Origin of the sequence: Nonomuraea recticatena, from assembly GCF_039533245.1 — a bacterium.
GTDB classification, from domain to species: domain Bacteria; phylum Actinomycetota; class Actinomycetes; order Streptosporangiales; family Streptosporangiaceae; genus Nonomuraea; species Nonomuraea roseola.
This window is the reverse complement of record NZ_BAAATE010000054.1, coordinates 1-18,862: the sequence shown is the minus strand read 5'-3', so window position 1 is coordinate 18,862 and position 18,862 is coordinate 1. Positions and strand designations below refer to the sequence as shown.

Annotated in this window: 20 protein-coding genes, 1 pseudogene and 1 CRISPR repeat array (1 of these 22 cut by a window edge); of the genes and pseudogenes, 12 read left to right on the top strand and 9 right to left on the bottom strand. The window is 67.4% G+C overall.

Going from position 1 to position 18,862, the window contains the following annotated elements:
• Positions 1–1,045: a CRISPR direct-repeat array (repeat unit 29 nt; unit sequence GTGCTCCCCGCGCACGCGGGGATGGTCCC); it reaches 265 nt to the left of the window's first position.
• 801 nt (positions 1,046–1,846) lie between these two features.
• Entirely contained in the window at positions 1,847–2,353 is a 507-nt protein-coding gene (locus ABFX50_RS47530; RefSeq protein ID WP_346157156.1) for a hypothetical protein, read from the bottom strand.
• A gap of 242 nt (positions 2,354–2,595) precedes the next feature.
• Here ABFX50_RS47530 and ABFX50_RS51625 point away from each other — a divergent pair.
• Positions 2,596–2,829 (top strand): annotated as a pseudogene (locus tag ABFX50_RS51625) (hypothetical protein); the annotation flags it as partial.
• Here the strand turns inward: ABFX50_RS51625 and ABFX50_RS51620 are convergent.
• Both ABFX50_RS51620 and ABFX50_RS47520 read right to left on the bottom strand, forming a co-directional pair.
• Positions 2,772–3,251, bottom strand: a complete 480-nt coding sequence (locus ABFX50_RS51620) for a tyrosine-type recombinase/integrase (protein ID WP_428834735.1) — start codon at positions 3,249–3,251, stop codon at positions 2,772–2,774. The pseudogene ABFX50_RS51625 and the gene ABFX50_RS51620 overlap by 58 nt on opposite strands.
• A 372-nt stretch (positions 3,252–3,623) precedes the next feature.
• Positions 3,624–4,553 carry a DMT family transporter gene (locus ABFX50_RS47520; RefSeq protein ID WP_346157150.1) on the bottom strand — a complete coding sequence of 310 codons (930 nt, stop codon included), beginning with the start codon at positions 4,551–4,553 and terminating at the stop codon, positions 3,624–3,626.
• Positions 4,554–4,625: 72 nt separating this feature from the next.
• Between ABFX50_RS47520 and ABFX50_RS47515 the strand changes: the two genes are divergently transcribed.
• Entirely contained in the window at positions 4,626–5,234 is a 609-nt protein-coding gene (locus tag ABFX50_RS47515) for a TetR/AcrR family transcriptional regulator (RefSeq protein ID WP_346157148.1), read from the top strand.
• A gap of 106 nt (positions 5,235–5,340) precedes the next feature.
• Positions 5,341–5,715 (top strand): hypothetical protein, encoded by a 375-nt coding sequence (locus ABFX50_RS47510; RefSeq protein WP_346157145.1) that lies wholly within the window; start codon positions 5,341–5,343, stop codon positions 5,713–5,715.
• 473 nt (positions 5,716–6,188) lie between these two features.
• Here ABFX50_RS47510 and ABFX50_RS47505 read toward each other — a convergent pair whose 3' ends face one another.
• Complete coding sequence (locus ABFX50_RS47505; protein WP_346157143.1) at positions 6,189–6,440, bottom strand: hypothetical protein; 252 nt, start codon at positions 6,438–6,440, stop codon at positions 6,189–6,191.
• Positions 6,441–6,951: 511 nt separating this feature from the next.
• On the bottom strand, positions 6,952–8,148 hold the full coding sequence (locus tag ABFX50_RS47500; protein WP_346157140.1) for an MFS transporter: 1,197 nt from the start codon (positions 8,146–8,148) through the stop codon (positions 6,952–6,954).
• On the opposite strand from ABFX50_RS47500, the gene ABFX50_RS47495 reads away from it, so the two are divergent.
• Complete coding sequence (locus ABFX50_RS47495; RefSeq protein WP_346157138.1) at positions 8,147–9,190, top strand: LysR family transcriptional regulator; 1,044 nt, start codon at positions 8,147–8,149, stop codon at positions 9,188–9,190. The two genes, ABFX50_RS47500 and ABFX50_RS47495, sit on opposite strands and share 2 nt — an antisense overlap.
• Before the next feature lie 257 nt (positions 9,191–9,447).
• On the opposite strand, the gene ABFX50_RS47490 is transcribed toward ABFX50_RS47495, so the two are convergent.
• Positions 9,448–10,032 (bottom strand): hypothetical protein, encoded by a 585-nt coding sequence (locus ABFX50_RS47490; RefSeq protein WP_346157135.1) that lies wholly within the window; start codon positions 10,030–10,032, stop codon positions 9,448–9,450.
• A 1,489-nt stretch (positions 10,033–11,521) separates the two neighbouring features.
• On the opposite strand from ABFX50_RS47490, the gene ABFX50_RS47485 reads away from it, so the two are divergent.
• Positions 11,522–12,484 (top strand): hypothetical protein, encoded by a 963-nt coding sequence (locus ABFX50_RS47485; protein ID WP_346157131.1) that lies wholly within the window; start codon positions 11,522–11,524, stop codon positions 12,482–12,484.
• A gap of 235 nt (positions 12,485–12,719) precedes the next feature.
• Here ABFX50_RS47485 and ABFX50_RS47480 read toward each other — a convergent pair whose 3' ends face one another.
• Positions 12,720–13,211 carry a tetratricopeptide repeat protein gene (locus tag ABFX50_RS47480; RefSeq protein ID WP_428834734.1) on the bottom strand — a complete coding sequence of 164 codons (492 nt, stop codon included), beginning with the start codon at positions 13,209–13,211 and terminating at the stop codon, positions 12,720–12,722.
• Between the two features lie 1,359 nt (positions 13,212–14,570).
• Between ABFX50_RS47480 and ABFX50_RS47470 the strand changes: the two genes are divergently transcribed.
• Together ABFX50_RS47470 and ABFX50_RS47465 are read left to right on the top strand one after the other, a co-directional pair.
• Positions 14,571–14,756, top strand: a complete 186-nt coding sequence (locus ABFX50_RS47470) for an IS1096 element passenger TnpR family protein (RefSeq protein WP_346157124.1) — start codon at positions 14,571–14,573, stop codon at positions 14,754–14,756.
• A 681-nt stretch (positions 14,757–15,437) separates the two neighbouring features.
• Complete coding sequence (locus ABFX50_RS47465) at positions 15,438–15,776, top strand: STAS domain-containing protein (protein ID WP_346157121.1); 339 nt, start codon at positions 15,438–15,440, stop codon at positions 15,774–15,776.
• Between the two features lie 40 nt (positions 15,777–15,816).
• Here ABFX50_RS47465 and ABFX50_RS47460 read toward each other — a convergent pair whose 3' ends face one another.
• Both ABFX50_RS47460 and ABFX50_RS47455 read right to left on the bottom strand, forming a co-directional pair.
• Positions 15,817–16,233 carry an ATP-binding protein gene (locus ABFX50_RS47460; RefSeq protein ID WP_346157119.1) on the bottom strand — a complete coding sequence of 139 codons (417 nt, stop codon included), beginning with the start codon at positions 16,231–16,233 and terminating at the stop codon, positions 15,817–15,819.
• Between the two features lie 130 nt (positions 16,234–16,363).
• Complete coding sequence (locus tag ABFX50_RS47455; RefSeq protein WP_346157115.1) at positions 16,364–16,633, bottom strand: hypothetical protein; 270 nt, start codon at positions 16,631–16,633, stop codon at positions 16,364–16,366.
• Positions 16,634–16,640: 7 nt separating this feature from the next.
• Here ABFX50_RS47455 and ABFX50_RS47450 point away from each other — a divergent pair, with 7 nt between their 5' ends.
• The 5 genes from ABFX50_RS47450 (at position 16,641) to ABFX50_RS47430 (ending at position 18,846) form a co-directional block, all read left to right on the top strand.
• The gene (locus tag ABFX50_RS47450) at positions 16,641–17,171 is read left to right on the top strand and encodes a GNAT family N-acetyltransferase (protein ID WP_346157113.1); all 531 of its coding nucleotides are present in this window, start codon (positions 16,641–16,643) and stop codon (positions 17,169–17,171) included.
• 98 nt (positions 17,172–17,269) lie between these two features.
• A complete protein-coding gene (locus tag ABFX50_RS47445; protein WP_346157110.1) occupies positions 17,270–17,407 on the top strand; it encodes a hypothetical protein in 138 nt (45 codons plus the stop codon).
• A 32-nt stretch (positions 17,408–17,439) separates the two neighbouring features.
• The gene (locus ABFX50_RS47440; protein ID WP_346157107.1) at positions 17,440–17,838 is read left to right on the top strand and encodes a hypothetical protein; all 399 of its coding nucleotides are present in this window, start codon (positions 17,440–17,442) and stop codon (positions 17,836–17,838) included.
• Positions 17,751–18,227 (top strand): relaxase domain-containing protein, encoded by a 477-nt coding sequence (locus ABFX50_RS51615; RefSeq protein ID WP_428834733.1) that lies wholly within the window; start codon positions 17,751–17,753, stop codon positions 18,225–18,227. The genes ABFX50_RS47440 and ABFX50_RS51615 overlap by 88 nt, the downstream gene beginning before the upstream one ends.
• Positions 18,228–18,588: 361 nt before the next feature.
• Positions 18,589–18,846 carry a hypothetical protein gene (locus ABFX50_RS47430; RefSeq protein ID WP_346157102.1) on the top strand — a complete coding sequence of 86 codons (258 nt, stop codon included), beginning with the start codon at positions 18,589–18,591 and terminating at the stop codon, positions 18,844–18,846.
• Positions 18,847–18,862: the final 16 nt, after the last annotated feature.

Genomic DNA, 18,862 nt, shown 5'->3' with positions numbered 1-18,862 from the left:
ATGGTCCCACCCGAGCCGAGGCGGCCGCAGACTTCATGCCGTGCTCCCCGCGCACGCGGGGATGGTCCCCTCAGCCAGTGGGTTGGACGGGTAGATCGTGAGTGCTCCCCGCGCACGCGGGGATGGTCCCAGGTCGCCGACCGCGCGCGCGATCACGAACTCGTGCTCCCCGCGCACGCGGGGATGGTCCCGAGCTAGCCGGCGCATCGCTCGGCAATCCGGTGTGCTCCCCGCGCACGCGGGGATGGTCCCGACGACCCCGCCCGCACCCAGGAGCAGGTGACGTGCTCCCCGCGCACGCGGGGATGGTCCCGTTGTGTACGTGACTGTTGACCAGCTCGACCCGTGCTCCCCGCGCACACGGGGATGGTCCCGCGGGCGTGATTTTCCCTTCTGGGCACACGTCGTGCTCCCCGCGCACGCGGGGATGGTCCCGCTCCGGCGGGGTCAGGCCGGCCCAGATGCCGGTGCTCCCCGCGCACGCGGGGATGGTCCCTCGGTCTTCGCGCGCACGTTCGTCGACTCGATGTGCTCCCCGCGCACGCGGGGATGGTCCCTCCGCCGTCACGTTCTGGGCCCCGGACCCGCCGTGCTCCCCGCGCACGCGGGGATGGTCCCGCCGCCACGACCTCCGCGACAACCTCGTTTTTGTGCTCCCCGCGCACGCGGGGATGGTCCCGGATCTCGAGTTGGTGGGCAGGAACACCGCTTGTGCTCCCCGCGCACGCGGGGATGGTCCCGAGGGTCAGTACCTGCTGGGTGCTTTCGGTTAGTGCTCCCCGCGCACGCGGGGATGGTCCCTTGAACCGCTTGAACTTCCGGGGGATGGCCAGGTGCTCCCCGCGCACGCGGGGATGGTCCCCGGTTTGACGGGCTCTCTCAGGCCGATGCGGAGTGCTCCCCGCGCACGCGGGGATGGTCCCGACTCGTACGGGTAGTGCTCGCCCTTGTCGAGGTGCTCCCCGCGCACGCGGGGATGGTCCCCGCCCGACCCCGGCCCCGGAACTCCCGGTGCGGTGCTCCCCGCGCACGCGGGGATGGTCCCTTCGTAGGGGGTGAACTGTTCGAGGACGTCTCGTGCTCCCGCGCACGCGGGGATGGTCCCAACTTCGCGAACAACATCAACACCCTGGCGAAGTCCTCCCCGCGCACGCGGGGGTGGTCCCATTTCGCCGCACAGCTGGATGTCGACGCGCATGTGCTCCCCGCGCACGCGGGGATGGTCCCCATGGATCAACCCGTGTGACCTGGGATGGAACGTGCTCCCCGCGCACGCGGGGATGGTCCCGAGCAGCACCGCGGGCAGCTCCGCATGGCCGAGTGCTCCCCACGCACGCGGGGATGGTCCCGACCGGCCTTACGGGCCGCGTCTCGTCGTGGGTTTGCTCCCCGCGCACGCGGGGGTGATCCTGTCATATTCATGGCGTTAGGAAGCGTCCGTCATTGATGCCAGGAAGGTACCCATTGACCTGGCGACTCGTGATCACTCCTCTCTTGCTCGAGAGGAGTCGCGGGGAGCCAAATTCGGGAGCCACTGGCCTTCGGCTCCCTCAGACTTCCCACGATCTTCCTGGAGTGTCAGCGCAGGTGAGGAGCTCCCCGCCGGACTCACATCGACTACTTCAGACCCATGAATTTTCCTTCGGGACGAAAAGAGCCCGTGTCTCAGAGGTGCAGGCGCACCGCCAGGAACGACCGGCCCTTAACGGCTGGCCGGTCGTTCCTTCGGCGACTTGTCCTGCCTCAGGGAGTCCGCAAGAAGGATGTTCCCGCGCACGGTAGGGCGCGGCTCTGGCCCCGTGGGAGATCTTTGGCCGGGGGCGGGCCAACATCGTGTCCGCCTCCGTCAGGGTGGCGTGAGTGGTTCCACGTAGCCGCCGCTGTCGCAGGCGTAGGCGGCGTGCCCGCCACACACCGGTGTCTGGCCGCCGTCGGCGTCGACGACGCGGTGCGTGGCCAGCTCGGCGCATGGGACGACCTCTCGCTTGTACTCCCAGGTGCGGCCGCAGCCGAAGACGGCGCAGCGGGTCACGGTGCCCATCGCGATCAGGGTGCTGCCGTGCTCGGGGCAGACGCCCCAGCCCATGCGGCAGAAAGTGACCGGCCGGTGCTGCGTCGCCCGGGTCAGCTCGGCGGCGCTCTCGGCCAGCTCCAGGGCGGCCTGGCGGATGAGGCCGGCGGCGTTCGGCAACCGGGACCCGGCCCGTCCTTCGGGATCGGCCCGCGACAGCTCGCCCGCCACGGTGTCGACGACGGCGGCGAGATCGTTGGCGCGGGCGACAAGCTCGTGCAGTACGGCGGGCGCGGACATGGCCGCCGCCCTGCCTCGTTCCGGATCTCGTGTCGAGGTCATGGCCCTTCCCCCGGTTGGGCGCTCGGACCCTGCTGCCGGCTGCACCTGGCCCTGCTGCCGGAAGTACCCCCGCTAGCAGGGCGAAACCCGCTCTGGGCTGGCCGGTAGCAGGGCGTGGGCCTGGCCTGGCGGGGAGGGGTCTGGGCCCGGTGTGGCGGGGTGGGGGCAGCCTCTTCCAGGTGTGGTCTGATCGGTGGTGCGGGGCCGGGGCTTGCAGCGGCAGTCCCGGCCCTGCTTAGACCGTGTCCTATGTGGTGAGCCGGGCGTTCGTAGGGCGTGGGATAGGAACGAGTGGGGGTGGATCGTCCCGGACGGGTTGTGGGAGATCACCCGCCCGCTGTTGCCGCCAGCACGGGTGCGTCCCTCAAGGCGGCGGCACGCAGAACACGCCAGATGAAGCGGTGTTCGCGGCCATCATCTACGTGCTGGTGAGTGGGTGCGCGTGGCGGGCTCTGCCGCTGTGTTTCGGGATCTCGAAGTCCACCGCGCACCGCCGCTTTGTGATCTGGTCGCGGGCCAGCTTGTCACGCCGGATGTGGCCGCCACGCAGCGTGAACGGCGGGAACAGGCCGCCCGGGTCGCGGCCGCGGACCGTCAGCCAGGCTTCCACGCGGCCGACCGTGGCGGAGTTGATGTAGACGAGCCGTTCCTTGTCGCCCTTACCGCGCACCTTCAGGGAGCGCGCGGCCGGGTCGTAGTCGGCGAGGGCGAGCCCCGCCAGTTCTGCGCGGCGCACGCCAGAGCCGTACAGGACGGCGATGACTGCCGCGTCCCGCAGAGCCCGCCCCCGTCGTTCCTCGCGCCGTGCTTGGTCGCGCGGGCCCTCGTCGTCGGCAGGGGGAAGGCTGGAGTCGGCGTCGCATTCGGCGAGCAGCGCGCCGACGCGCTCGATCGGCACGTGCTCACCGGCCCGAAGCCGCTTCCCCTTGAACGGGTCGAGGCGTTGGGCGCGGTCGCGGTCTTCGGCGCTGATCAGGCCGAGCCGCCATGCCTGGTCGAGGACTTGCCGGAGCGCGACCAGGTGCTTGTTGCTGTGAGCGGGCGACCACGGCTTGAAGGTTCCGTCGTTCTGCCGGGTGGCCTGCTTGGCGATGATGGCGCGGACTTGGATGGTGTGCTCGTAGCGGAGCAGGTGCCACGGGAAGCCCTGCCCGGTGATGACGAGCACGGCCGGGTCGACCTCGCCCGTCTCGGGGTCGACTCCGTTCGGGTCGTGCCCGGTGAGGATGCGGGCGATACGCTCCCTTCCTGAAGGGGCTGGGCCGAGGCATCATGCTCTGCACTTGGCTGCTCTTGACGCTTCATCCTTATCCGTATCCCTTCCACAGCCCTTGGTCGATGACGTGTCGCCGCAGTTGACGATGACGACTGCTGCGAGACCGACGACGAGACCGAGAACGGTCTGAGAGCCGAACGGTTCACCGAACATCAGGGCTCCCCAGACGGCCGTGACAGGAGCCATGAGGAACATCAGCGTATTGACCTTGGTGACCCCTGAGCGCCTCAAGATGATCCAGTACAGCCCGTACCCGCCGAAGGTGGACATGGCTACGAGCCAGATGATCGCGCCCCAGAACGTGAGCTCAGCAGGCGGCTCTGCGGCCCCGACGCTTATGGCAAGTCCAGTGAAGACAGTGGCACTGGTGAGACAGTGCACGGTCATCGCCACCGCGGGCGCCACCTGCGTGCGGGAGCGGCCTTCGAGGAACGTGGCTGCCACCAGCGAGAGCATGCCAAGGAGCGGTATGAAATAGGCCCACCAGACCACCCCGGCTCCAGCTGCGGCATCGGCTTTGGTGACGATGACGACGCCACCCGCCCCCAGACATAGGCCGAGCCACTGCCGACGGGAGACGTACTGATGCAAGAGCGGTCCGGCAAGCGCTCCAGCGACGAGGGGCTGGACACTGTCGATAAGGGCCGTGGTGCCGCTGGAAACCCCGAGTTGGATCGCGTAGTACACGGTGAGCAGATAGCCGCTTTGCGACAGGACTCCGATTGCGGCCTGCCGGGCCACGTCCCGCACCGCGAGGCCCCGCCACGACGTCTTGGCTGCGGCAATGATGATCAGGATGACAGCGAGCGGCAGGAACCGCCACATTAGGATCGTGACGGCGGATGCACTCCCCGCGCCGAGCTTGGCTCCGATGAAACCGGAACTCCAGCAGAGCACGAAGGCGGCCGAGAGTAGGAAGTTCACACCTCACCTCACTATACAGATCGGTATACTCGTTCGCTCCGCCAACTATACAGATCGGTATACTCCTGGGGTATGGGCACCACGGAGAAGCTTCGACGGATCACGATGACGCCTGCCGCCCTGCGCATCCTGGAGGCCGCGGCCAGGCTCTTCTACGAGCGCGGAATCCATGCCGTCGGCGTCGACCTGATCGCTTCCGAGGCCGGGGTGACAAAGAAGACGCTCTACGACCGATTCGGCTCGAAGGAGCAAATTGTGGTGGAGTACCTCGCGGATCGCGATGAACGCTGGAGAGCTTTCCTCACCCAGCGCCTCGACGCTGCGCAGCCGGAACCGCTGGCTCGCGTTCTGGCCGTCTTCGACGCCTCACTCGCTTGGTCTCAAAAGAACAGTTTCAAGGGGTGCAGCATGGTCAACGCCCACGCCGAGATCAGCGATGCATCCCATCCCGCGCACCCGATCATCATCGGGCAGAAGGAGTGGATGCTTGCCCTGTTCATCAGCCTCGCCCGGGGGATCGCTTCGGACCAGGCCGACCATCTGGGCCGAACACTCATGCTGCTTCATGAAGGAGCACTCGTCGCCCACGGCCTGAACATCTTCCCGGACCCCATTAGCCATGCTCGCGATCAGGCACAAGTCCTCCTCACCGCAACTGGGAACACCACGACGAGACGCTGAACTGATACCCAATGGGCTGCCTTGAAGAGCACAGAGAGAGGAGCACAGTGCAAGATGGGACTGTAAGAAGAACTGGACAGACCCGGAGACGGAGTCGGATCCGAAGGTGAAGGCGATCTGGGAACTGCACCTCAACATGGAGCTCGAGCACCTGCGCCTGGCGGCCGAGCTGTTCAAGAAGCACGACGGGCGCAACCCTGAGGAGGTGGCGGCGCCCGAGCTGCCCGCGCCGGTGACCTTCGAGCCGAACAAGGCATACCTGCGCGATCTGATCGCCACACAGATCGACTACACGACGCTGGGCACCGGCTACGTGCAGGAGGCGCACGAGCGGTTCGAGAAAATGCAGGAAGCTCTGATGGGCGGGGAAAAGGCGCCGTCCGAGCGGGTGATCGAGGAGAACCGCGCCAAGTCTGGCGAGGAGTATCGGCTGGAGACTGAAGGGCCGCACCCCGTGGGCAGCCTACGCCTGGACCGCTGACGCTTCCTCGGGCCTCTGCGGCACCAGATCGCGGAGGCCTGTGGGCGACCTCAACCCAGCCGGTAGAGCTGCGTCTCGAGCCACGCCACACAGCGCTGGATCTGTTCCCGGCTCAACCCTACCCACGGCTGAGGTACGTGATGGGTACCGGCCGCCCCTACGCCCGGCAACCCCAAGGCCCACTGCGAGTTCTTCCTCGAGAAGGGCAGCGTCATCGGGATGGTCCTGGGACTCGACACCCAAAACTGCGTCAGCTGAGTCCCTCTTCCAGAAGGACCTGAGTCGAATGCCGGTCACCCGAGTCAGCGACGAGCAGGCTGTCGGGGCAGGTCCAGGCAACCGCGGCCGCGTTCGAATAGACGTAGAGAAAATATGCATTCGATCAAGTCCCTCGACTGCGTCCTTTCCCGCACCAGCGCGACGGGACCGGTCACGCTCACGCTCGGCTTCTCGAGAGCGGCGCTGTCGGTCGGCTATCTCGCGTTCGGCGTGCGAACGCCCTGTCTCCTCGATCCGGAGCCGTTGTTCGATGAGCCGCTGGTCGGGGGCAGGTCGGCGCGGCGCTCGCGCTCGCTGAGGCTGGCGGCCAACTGCGGTCTGGCGCGGTCGAGGGTCAGTCGTGCGGCGACGGCCCGGCTGCCGGCGGCAGCGACGTCGACGCCTCGGGCGCCACGCAGGGCAGCCGCGAAGTCGCCGACCAGGTCCTCGTGGCGGCGGCGGATCATCGGCCACACCACACGTCGCGGAGCCTGCGCGATACTTTCCCGTGCGGCCTCCTCCCGTGCTGGATCTTGCACGCGGATCACTGCCCCTTTCTCCCGTCCTTGGTCTGCCCCCACTTACGGCTGAAAAATCCTCACTTGTAACGCGTCAATCACTATGAGTTTATGGCGCCGGTATGGTCCTACCCGGCGCGCTGACCGTCCGCGTCCTCGACGCCGAGATCGCCATCCGCACGCGGCAGGCACCCGGACCGGCCACTACCGGCTGCTGATCACCCTCCGCCTCCTGCCCGCCCGGCGAGAGCATCAACATGATCACAAGCAGCCCTTGACGCCGCTACCCCAGCCCTAACTGAACGGCGTTGCCTCCAGGTCGAGGGCTACCGCACGGAGTAGTCCGACAGTGCGGTGGCCTTCCTCACCAAACCGATGCTTGCCGAGGACGCTGTCCACGTTCCCGCTGGCGGGGGATGCGATGAGAGGGCCGGCACCCGGCCAGAAGCGCTCCGACCGGTCAGGTCAAGCCGCCGGCTCGATGCGCCATCCGTACGGCCGTCAGGGTCAGCAGAACGAGCGCAGCACCGAGCCACAGCACGCCGGAGACCGCCACCAAATTCACGATGAGTCCGCCGACGAAGGCCCCAAGCGCGATAGCGAAGTTGAACATCGAGGTGTATAGGGAGGTGGACGCCTCCGCCGCGTGCGGAGCCGCCTTCAGCATCCATGTCTGCAGGCTGACCGACACACCGCCGAAGGCCAGCCCCCATGCGATCAGAAGCACGACTCCCGTGATGGGGGTACGTCCCAGGAGCGGGAAGAGCGACAGCGCCGCGGCTAGAGCGAGGCTGATCACCAGCAGGGTACGCAGGACGTGCCGGCCGGCAGCCGCTCCGGAGACGAAGTTCCCGGCGATGCCCGCGACGCCGTAGGCCAACAAGAGCGGCCCCATCGCCTCCGAACCGATCCCCGAGATGTTCCGCAAGGCGGGAGACAGGAAGGTGAAGGCCGCGAAGTGACCGGTCACCAGCAGACCTGTGGCCAGGATGCCGGCTCGTACCCGGGCATCGCGCAACCCCGCCAGCAGTTCGCCTGGCCGCACCGGACGGGTGGCGGGCAGCCGGGGCAGCACCGCCAGGAGGGCCAGCAAGATCAGCAACCCGAGGCCGCCCAGCGCCGCGAAGGCCGTCTGCCAGCCGCTGAGCCCGCCGATCCACGTCCCCAGGGGCACCCCGAGCACGTTCGCGGCCGCCACGCCGCCGAACACGATCGCCGTGGCCCGCGGCACGGACCGCTCGGGCACCAGGCGGAGGGCGAGACCGCCCGCGATCGCCCAGAATCCTCCGATGCTCACCCCGACCAGCACCCGGGCGGCCAGCATCACCGCGAAGCTCGTGGTGATGGCCGACACCGCATGCGAGGCGGCCATGAGAGCGATCAGTCCCGCGAGAACCCAGCGCCGATCCAGCCTGCCGATCACGATCGGCAGCAGCGGCGCGGCGAGCGCAGCCACGAGCCCGGGGACCGTCACCACCAGACCCGCCGTTCCCTCCGAGACGCCCAACGCTGATCCCAGCGGCGTGAGCAGCCCGATGGGCAACTGTTCTGCGGTGACCAGGGCAAAAATGCCCAGCGACACGGTGACGACGGCGAACCAGCCACGGGCTGTCGCCACTGGGAGGTCCTGTGCCGCCGACGTTTCGATTGCAGTCATGCGATCCACGGTCGGCCTCCCGGCCCACGAACATCAACGGTGGACTCTGCAACAATCGATGAGCGACACTCATCGATCGGGATCGACCATGGAATACCGGGCAATCGAGATCTTCCTTACACTCGCCGCCGAACTCCACTTCGGGCGCACCGCCGAACGCCTGCACCTGTCCCAATCGCGCGTCAGCCAGACGATCCGCCAGATGGAGCGCCGCATCGGCGCCCCGCTCTTCGACCGCACCAGCCGCCGCGTGTCCCTGACGCCGATCGGACAGCGACTACGCGAGGACCTCGAGCCAGCGCATCGCCAGATCCAGAACGCGCTTGCCCGCGCAGAGGCCGCCGCACGCGGCGTCACCGGTGTGCTGGAGATCGGCTTCGAGGCCCCCGCCCTGGCCGACGAGCTCGGTGCCGCGCTGGACGAATTCCGCCGCCACCATCCCGACTGCGACGTACGCATCCGCGAAGCGCCCTTCCACGATCCGCTTGCGCCGCTACGTAACAGCGAGATCGACCTCCTGGTTACGCTGCTTCCCGTGGACGTACCTGGCTTGAGCGTCAGCCCGCCTGTCTTCACCGAACCCATGGTGCTCGCCGTGGCCGAGCGGCACCCGCTCGCAAGACAGACCACAGTCACCCTGGAGGACCTGGCGACGGACACGGTTCTGGCCTCTGCTCGTCCGGTGGCCCCCTATTGGCATCCCCGACCTACCGCCTGGACAACCCCTGGCGGCGAGACCGTCCAGAGCGGCCGGCCCGTTTCCACCTTTCAGGAACTGCTAGTGGCGGTCGCGGCGGGCGCCGGTGTCTGTCCCGTGGGCGCCCACGTATCGCGCTACTTCGCCCGGCCCGGCGTTACCTTCATCCCGTTCCGCGACGCCCCGCCGGCCCGCTGGGGCCTGGTGTGGCGTAGCGCCGGCCGGACCGCCAAGGCCAGCGCATTCGTCACGCTCGCCATCCGGCGCCGGGTAACCGTGCGAGGGGTGCGACCGGTCGGGTCGCCCCGGGCGTCTCAGCCAGGGGCTCCACAGAACCGTGCGTAACAACGGCATTCCCTTGTCAGGGGATACGACCACGGTGCCGAAGGCTCCGTGGTGGCGTCCATACCGCGGGCACTGCCCCGCGCACCAGCCGGATCAGCACTTGAGAGCCGTCACCTATTCGGCTGCTGGATGCGCTGTCACTGTGACGAAGTTCCACCGATGATCGGTAGGTGAGGAGGTGCCGACGATGACCGGTCCAGCGGTCTCGACCGGCTCAGCGAGACGCTGCACCCAGAAGGTGTCACCGACCTCCGTGTTCACCGTCTCACTGACGATGGACTGCTCGGGCAGCAGCGTTCGCGACACGGCCCCGTCCCAGTCGTTGCCACGCCGAAAACCAGCGAGCCAGAAGACGCCTGGGCGGTGGCCTGGGCAGCGCCGTCGGCGCCGCTTGCCTTACTGAAGGCGACCTTGGGACGGGCACCGCTGAGCACGGTGACAGTAATGCTCGCGGCGTATCCGCCCGTCCCGAGGCGCGCCTTGACGACGCAGTCGGTCAGGGGCTTGTAGCTCACCGCGTAGTACGCCGTGACAATTCCCGCCTGATCATTTGCGACGTGGTCGGGCGTCTCTCCTCCACTGCCGAGCCAGCTCAGCCCGCACCCGTTGATTCCCCAGATCGACTGCCGAGCACCGGATGGACCGTCGGCGGCCACATAGGCAACCAGCACCTTCGGGTCGGTGCCGCTGGTGGTGAAGCTTGGGGATTCGATGCTGCTGACAGAGTTCTGACTGTCAGTGACGACCTGCTCGATGGTGATTCTCGCGTTAGCCGTCGCAGGGGAGCTTGTTGCCACCACCGCCGCCACGGAAACGGTCGCTGTAACGATGAGGCGCCCCATGTGCCCTCGTCCTTTGGACGAAAGGAGAAACCTGGGCTTGATGTCCGCCCCCCGGTGACCTGTGCCCAATACGGAGCCCATTCGATCCCTTCTTCGACTGACGATGCCGATGGCCGTTCATCTCGCAGAGCCGACAAACCCTCATCCCAGCAGTTGCGATCCCTGGTCGGTTTTGTCTACGCCACTCAGCATCCTGGGCGCGCCCAGTCTCCCAGCCGATCTTCAGATGATCGAGACTCAGAATGGCCAATCTCCGTGACTTTTCTGCCGATTCACGATCCTGGACGACAGCAGCAGTGGCCCGCTTTGCTTGACCTCGGCCCTCACTGGCTTGCCGATCCACCCGGCCCGCATGCTGAACTTGTGGACGAGCTGGATCAGACGACGACCCGACATGGCGTGGTCAGTCGGAAGGCTCCGGGCCGCTCGTCTGATCGACGCCTACCTGTCTATCGGAGCTGGACTCCTCCGCGCACGCTGTGCGGGTTGGACACTGGCGGGCGGTGATCGCAGTGGATCGAGTGACCGCCTGCGCGGATACTGGACCTGGGGTCGTCTACCAAGGTCGAGTGCCTCGGTCTCCTCCCATCACTACCGGCTCTCCTGCTGTGCCTGGTCGTCCACCACCACAAGGTGAAGAACCAGGCTTGGCCGCGTCGGCCGTGTCTGGACCGTCGCTCCCTGGAAGCACCCCGGCCCAGGGCCAGCTACGCCCCTCGTCGGGCCGAAGACGACCGGGCGCTCCAGCGCTCTGCGCAACAATCGGCTGCCATCCGGGGCCCGGCAGTAACACCTGACCGGCATCGAGGCGCCGGTACTGTCCCCTTCCCGGGACAGCGTCTGCCCAGATCAGCGCAGCCGGACCGCTGCGGGAGCTCATCCGGCCCCAATCCGGACACTGCCATCCCCATCCCAAACCCGGCTTCCACCAGCTGCCTGACCTGCCATTCCAGACGACGCAGCCCGTGCCTGGCGTATCCCGGTGGCACCCGTCCACAGGCTTCCGGCCGAAGCGGATCCTCAAAGACCAACCCGGAGCGGACCGACGCGATGACATCGTGTTGCTGCCTGGCGGGTGAGTCGTCGTCCCATCGCCTGCCTTTGCTCCGAGTTTCTTTGAAAGGTACTGTTCGGGCGAACGCGGACGCGTAGCTTCGGGCCGAAGCAAATTACTGTGACACATGGGCGGCCGGACCCGGCTGAAAGGATACGTACTTCCATACGGACGGGCTATGGCCGGAAGGCAGATGGCCGGGGGCGCCGCAACCTTCGGCGCGGCTGCCGAACGGCTGCCTCAAAGTTGGCCCCGTATCGGGCCGGTGGTTGCAAAAGGAGAAGTGGTGTCAGCGTTGAATGATGTCACCAACGCGCTGGTGGAGGCGGCAGGCCCGCGCAGGACTACAGCTCCCTGGCCGCATCGGCGAGCAGCACACGGGAAGCCGATACCCGCCAACGCAATGTCGCGCACCACTATGTCCGGGGGCGCTTGATGGCGCTGACGCTCCCCCAGGAACACGCATGGCTCGCCGCAGCGACCGGTGCCACCGCGATATTCCTGTGGGACGAGGACGCACTGGCCGGCCCGAACGGTGTGGCCGCACACCTCAGCACCTTCCTCAACCAAGTGACACCCGGCGTGCACGAGACCAATACCGCCGCGGCACGGTATGCCGCAGCCACCAGTGGACCGGAATCTCACGCCTTCGCCCGGCACTGGAACACCTTCACCGCCAACACGGGCACCAGCCCCGAACCCGGCAGGGACTCAGAAGCCGGCACCGGCACAGACATCGACTCCGCCCCTGGCGACGCCGGTGGCACGACCGACCCTCTCCAGATCGCCGCCGGGGCGGCGGTCCTGCTCAGCCTGGCCGCCGCAGGCATCGTCCTGTTCAAGACCGGCATCTTGGCCCGGCTGGCCTGGTGCGCCCAGCAACTGGCCTTCAGCGGCGCGGCCGGCCCCAGCGGCGCCCTCACCGCCGCCCAAGCCATCGCCACCACCCGCGTGGCCAACACCGCTACCACCCACCAACTCCTCCAACACCTCGCTGACAAGATCGCCCCCAGACTCCGCCACTACAGCGCCGCCCTACTCCGCGGCCGACACCCCGCGCCAGACAGTCTGGGCGGCTACGGAAACGCTCCCACCCGCTTCGGCAGGCCCGGAGCCATGAAAGACCCACGCACAACTTTGCCAGCAGCCATGACTGCGCCGTTGGCAAAGAAAGGCACTGGGCCCACCAGGGGGATGCGGCCTGATATTCAGGAAGCTGTGCTGGAGATGGAAAACGCGGGCTGGCGAATCGAACAACGAAACGGGCATGCGAAGGCGGTGGCCTTCTGCCCGGCGGGCGAGTGCAAGCAGTCAATTTATGGAACACCCGGCCAGGGTCATGCAAAACATCTTAAACGCGTGCTGAAAGCCTGCAAGGACCAAGGGCACGTGAAATAAACCCACCAACACAGGGACAGTCCTTAAATGCAGCCGATAGACCTATTTGCTCAATTCACCTGCCGCGGCTGCCGCCGCCACGAAACCATGGTGTACTCCGCGTCTCATCGGGTACACAAACCGGCACGTTCGGCGTCCGGGCCGCTGCGCCGCTCGGGCCGGACGGTCGGAAGCGCGGAGGTCGGCGGCGAGGGTGCGGGCGTTCCGGGGCTGTGCGCGGCGATCTCACGCTCGCTCAGTCCCCCGTCGACCGCCACGCGGGCCTGGCCGCTCCAATGCGCTTACGGGCACTCTTAGCCGCCCCCAGTTCCCCGAGATCGGCCAGCGTGACAGCGAGGTTGTGCATCGACTGAAGGGTGTCTGGGTGGTCGTCGCCCAGCGTCCGTCGCCGCCTGCGCAACGCCTCGCCATGCAGTTCCCGGGCCGCCCCCAGCTCCCCGAGATCGCGCAGCGTGGTGGCGAGGTTGTTCATCGACATCAGGGTGCGGGGATGGTCGTCGCCCAGCGTCCGCCGCCGCCTGCGCAAGACCTCCTCAGACAGTTCCCGAGCCGCGCCCAAATGGCCCTGGCTAGACATCACTGCAGCGAGAGCATTCATGGCTTTGAGAGTGTCGGGGTGGTCCTCGCCGTAATGGTTGCGGTAGCCGGCAACAGCCTTCTCGGTCAGGTCGCGGGCGTAGTCGAGCCGACTTGGGTCGCGGTACAGGGCAAACCCGAGGATCGCCATGGTGGCCAGAGTGTCGGGGGTGCCTGGGGCCCAGCAGTCGGATCCGGCCCGTGAGAGCCTGCTCGAGCAGATCGATCGCGAGGCGATCTTGGCGGCGGGCCTCCAGATAGTCGCCATAGGCGTGCTGGAGCGCGGCCAGGGCGGGCGATGCCAGCTCCCATTGCTTGGCGCGCTCCAGCAGGGCGAGGACGTGAGGCAGCAGCATGGCGTAGCGGGGCCAGGCGCGGTGGTCACCATGCGGGTCGGGCGGGGTGGCGGCGAGCAGGAGGTCGATGGCGCTGACGACCCAGCGCCGGGTGGACCAGCTCGTGGCGCGGCGCGGTAGCAGCTCAGCCAGTTGGTCCACAACAGTGGTGGGGGTGCTGGGCATGGCGGTGAAGCGGATGTGCTCCTGGATGACCGTCTGCACCAGCTGATGCAGCATCAACCCCTCGCCAGGGATGCCTTCGTTGCCGGGATCGCTGGGAGTGAGCAGGGAGTGGGCCAGCACCGCAGCGATGGCCGCATCGACGGCCAGCGGATCGACAGCGGCCCGGCGTAGCCCTCGGGGCAGGGAGCGGACCTGGTGCAGCGGCAGGTCGCGGGGGATGGGCGCGGGAGCCACGAAAGCCAGCAGGCGCAGTAGTTGTCCGGCGGCCAGCGTCGATTCATCGAGGTGTTTCAAGGTCAGCTGCCAGGTGACGATCACTGGCACTGGGTGGTCGGGTGGGGTGCCCCGAGCCAGGATCTGGGTTCGGTCGCTCTGGTAGCGGCGCAGGTATTCGGCCCAGCTGATCGAGGCCAGGATGCAGTAGGCCGCTGCCTGCTCCAGCGCCAGCGGCAACCCTCCTACCTCCTTGACTACGGCGTCCAACGCCTGCTGCTCTGTCTTCGAGATCGGCGCGTCGGCCTTGGCTTCGGGAAGACGGCGTCCGCGCAGGAACGAGATCGCCTGATCGCTGGTGAAGCCGTCGACCGCACCGGGTGGGCCAGAGCACGCCAGGCCTGACTTGTCGAGGTAATCACTACTGTGCCGCCGCCTGGCGGCAGGAGTCCTTCCACCACCCGACGGCAGGCTCGCTCCTGGTCGTCATCGACGAGCCTAACCGTCTCCACGGTCCTTGCCTCGTCCTGTACGCTATGCGCCCGCATTAGCCCGAAACGTCACCTTCAAAGAAATCTGAACCATCTGGAGGCCTTTGCGTCTCTCCCGGCGAGGCCTGCGGCCAGGTCGCCGGAGACACCGCCTGCGTGGGTACGGGTCGCTACCGTGGCGCCCATCGCCGCCGGACACATCGAGGGAAGGGCCGCCGTGGGCACAGCGAGCACCGTGGGAACTGCAGGCACCACGGGCACCGTTCACCAGCTGAAGGTCACCTTGTGCGGGTTCACCCGCCGGTCTGGCGGCGCGTCCACGTGCCGTCGACCGCGAGCCTGCAGCAGTTGCACGAGATCATCCAGGTCGCGATGGGCTGGGAACAGCACCACCTGCACCTGTTCGGCAAAGAAGACCTCGAGTACATGTCCACCTCAAGCAGAGGCGCCGCCCGCATCGAGCCGCTGTGAGCGAGGCCCGGTACTGTCGCTGCCAGCCCTGGCCCCGCGCCACCGCCTTTAGCTGCGTGGGATCGTCTCAATGTCTCCCTGTCTCGCGCGCGCCTGCACGCGTAGGGCCACAAGCACGGATGAGACGAGACATTGAGATGATCACGCTTCGTGATGGCGTGGAACGTCCCTACCAGCCGCCGATGTCGCGCCGGAGGTAGCCGCCCACCATGCTCGCGCTCGGCACCCCTGTGCCCGACCGCGCTGCCTGGCTGCGGCCTCTGCCGCTTGTTGTGCCGCCGCTGCTTCTCGTGCTCTTTGCTGGCGCTCCTGCTCAAGTTGGAATTCCAGGTCCTGCTGACGCCTGTCTTCTTCCTTGCGGCGCTCCTTCTCACCCACCTGCTTCAGCCCTTTCTGGCGCTGTGCCATGTTCACAATGGACGCAATATCGCCCACTTGAAAGGAGGGCAGCAAGATAGGCGCTCAGGGGCTCTGATCGCGGCACGGCCGGATGGACGCTGACGCTGACTCGGCCGGTACTGCAGGAACCCCCGCCCCGGCGGAGGCGCGCATGGACGCCTACGGGCGTCGCATGTCTTGGGACAGCCAGATGGGGCAGAAAGACAGAACAGCAAGATGAACGGAGACTCAGCCTCGTCACCACCTGGAGGCGATGGGCGCCGCGCCGAACACGCGAGGGACATGACTCAGTTGACGATCACGGTGGATCGACGTCCGGGCTGCTCCCTGGTGAGCCTGGCCGGTGATCTCGATCTGCGGACGCGGCCTTCGGTGGTCGACGCCTTGGATCGGCTGGTGCTGGGCGAGGAAGTTCCGCGGATTGTGATCGATGCTTCCGAGTTGGGCTTCTGCGACTCCTACGGGCTATGGACCCTTTACCACGCCCAGCGTCAGGCAGAAGCGCGTGGCGGCTGCCTGCGGCTGTTCGGTGTGCACGGGATGCTGGCCAGACTGCTGACCATCACCCAGATGGTCGACCAGTTCCCCCCATACGCCGACCTCGCCCAAGCCTGCCGGTGACCCGGCCCCGGCTGGGCACACCATCCTGCCGGCTGGCTGTTCAGCCCTCCGCCATCGAGGACCGCTGCACCCAACAGCTGGTCTGCTGGGTCGGCTGGGCTGTCGACCGAGGCGGGTGGAGGCTCGTGCGCAGACGCATCCGCCAGCCGCCGTCGTGCTGATCGATGACGACGTCGTCGCACAACTGGGCGATGATCCACGAGCCGTAGCCGGGTGCCGCGATCGAGGGCTGCACCGCGGCGTGGTCGGCGAAACGCTCGGCGGTCAGCGTGCCGGCCGGATCGATGAGCTCCACCCAGATGCCACCGTCGTAGCTGTAGGCCAGCAGGGTTCCGCCACCGCCGCCGTGTTCCACGATGTTGTCGGCGGCTTCGTTGACGGCCAACACCACATCCTGTAGCCGGGAGCCGGAGAACCCAGCGGCCGCGGCGAAGCGGCGCACCCGCTCACGCAGCACGCTCAGATCCGCGGTGATCGGGCAACACAGCGGCATTGGATCGCCCATCCTTGCGCTCCTTTCACCGCGCGACCTGCCCGAAAGCTTCCCACGAGCGACCCATGCATGCGGCCTCAACGGCTGGGGGCGTTCACGAGTACGGCTGAGCAGCGATGATGCCAGGGGTGCGAAGATCGCTTCCCGGCTCGGTGTTGATCGTTTCCCAGTTCTTGAGTACCCGGTTCAGCGGGTGGCCTACGCCGACCACGAGCGCCAGCCCCACGTCAAGCGTCTCGTCTCCGAACGGCAGGCGATGGTGCTGGCCACCAACGTGATCGAGCTGAACGTCAACGCGGCCAAGGTCATGCCCATGGTGATGTTCCAAAATGGTTTGCCCCTGACCTGGCTCTTCGGCTACCACTTGACCCATGTTGACCGGAGACCTCGTCCGCCTGCGCGCCCTCGAACCCGCTGACAGCGAACTCATGTGGCGCTGGTACCACGACCCGGAGGTGGGCCGCTGGATGAACAGCGCCCCACCCATCTCCCTGGCCCAGAACATGGCCAAGGGCCTGGACCGCCCCCGCAACACCTTCGAGCAGATGCTCCTGGGCATCGAACCCCTCGATGATCCCCGGCTGATCGGCTACGTCTCCCTGGGCGACACCGACTTCGTGGCCCGAGACATCACCCTGCAGAGCTTCGCCGTCGGCGACCGCGACGCCTGGGGCAAGGGTTATGCCACCGACGCCCTCCGGGTGGCTTGCCGGTTCGTGTTCGAGGAGATCGGCATGCACCGCGTCACCCTCTGGGTGGCCGCCGAGAACACCGCCGCCATCCGAGCCTACGAGCGCGTGGGTTTCGTCCAGGAGGGCCGCAAGCGGGAGTCCTTCCTGACCGGAGGCAAGTTGCACGACTACCTGATGATGGGGCTACTGGAGAGCGAGCTCATCAGCTGAGGGCAGCCCGGAGGCGGTCTTCGGAAACGCGCCAGTAGTCGTGCTCGATCCCGTCCACTTTGGCTCGGCCGGGAAGAGAACTGATCGCACGTCGTCCTATGCGGCGACCGCCGCGCCACCTCGCCCACGAGCCGGTCGCCGACCAGCAGATCGCCGACCGGCTGGCCGACGAGCGCGGATTAATGTGGATCGGCGAAGGCCTGCGCGAGGTCGGCATCACTCCGCAGATGCCTTGACGGCCGATCAGCACGAGGCGGCCCAGGCGCTCATGAGCGGTATCGACCCGCGCACCGGTGAGGTCCTGGTCGAGGCCAAGCACTTGGCCGACCCGCGCGCCAAGCTGGCTGGCGAGCCGCTGGTGGTCGCGTTGGAGGTGGCGGCCGCCGAGCGCGGCGTCACGGTCGGGCGGATGCTGGCGGCGCGTCCGGCGATGGTCAAGCGCGCCGCCCAGCTGGCGCGCGGCGTCGATCGCGAGGGCCAGGCGCACCTGATCCGGATTCACGACGTGGAGAAGCTCGCCAGGGCAGCCGGCCTCGTGGCCCAGGTGTATGAGGCCGAGGACCTGGCCTACGCGCGCAAGTGGCGCGATGCCACGGTGCGGGTGGGCAACCGCGGCTACGACCTCACCTTGGCGTCACCAAGAGCGTCAGCGTGCTGTACGGCTTAGCCGATGCCGAGTTCGCGGCCGCGATCAAGGGCGTGTTCGCCGACGCCGTAGTGGAGACCGTGGCGGCCGTCGAAGGGTGGGCCGCCTACGGTCAGCGCGGCCACCAGGACGACGGGCAGCGAGCCGAGCGGATGGACTCCACCGGCCTGCTGGCTGGGCCGGGTGATGTGGCACCGCACGGCCCGCCCGGTCAACGCCAGCCGCCCGACCCGCCCCTCCACGCGCACGTGGCCATCGCCAACATGGCGCGCGGCCCTGGACGGGAGATGGTCCGCGATCGGCGCCGGCTGAAAGAGCCTGCGTTTAGCCCACTCAGCAGCAGTGATTGCCAGCCGCTCCCACGACCGTTGGAGCGGCGCCCGGCTCAGGGTCAGCAACAGCCGAGGTAGAGGTCACCAGCACCGCGGCGACGACGAGGGCACTGACGGCAAGAATGCGGTGACCCAGGCGGGAACGCAGAGCGAACCTCCTGCTTTCCTGACGTGTCGACACGCGGTCGAGCAGCTTGCAGACCGGCCCCGATTGTGACAGCCCGTCCACTGCTCCACAACATGATCACGTTCGGTGACCTTGCGGCGGCGGGCTGACCAGCGGGCATGTGAAACCAAAGGAAGGTGGTGGTCTGTCCAGCTTGTGTCTACGATCGGTTCGCACTGATCGAATGGGCGAGGCAGAGCGCGACCAGGGCGGTGGAATGCTGACCGATATGCATGCGGGCGTGATCTGCGAGGCCTTCGACAACAGCGCCGATTGACGCTGGACGACCTCAGCGGATCCCAGCTCTCGACCCGACGGCTCACACTGCTCGAAGACGGCGTCGACGCCACCGCGCAGGAATTGCGGGACCTGGCCGCCATGCTCGGGTGCTCTCCGCTCGTCCTGCGCCACGGGCTCACGGCCGACCGTGGCGCGCAGATCAGGCAGGAGGGGGCTTCCACCCGAAGACTGGACACGGCTTATGCAGCTGATGCCAGCGTAGATGATGTTGAGTGGAAGGCTGTCTCGTAGGTCTGGGGAGCTCGTT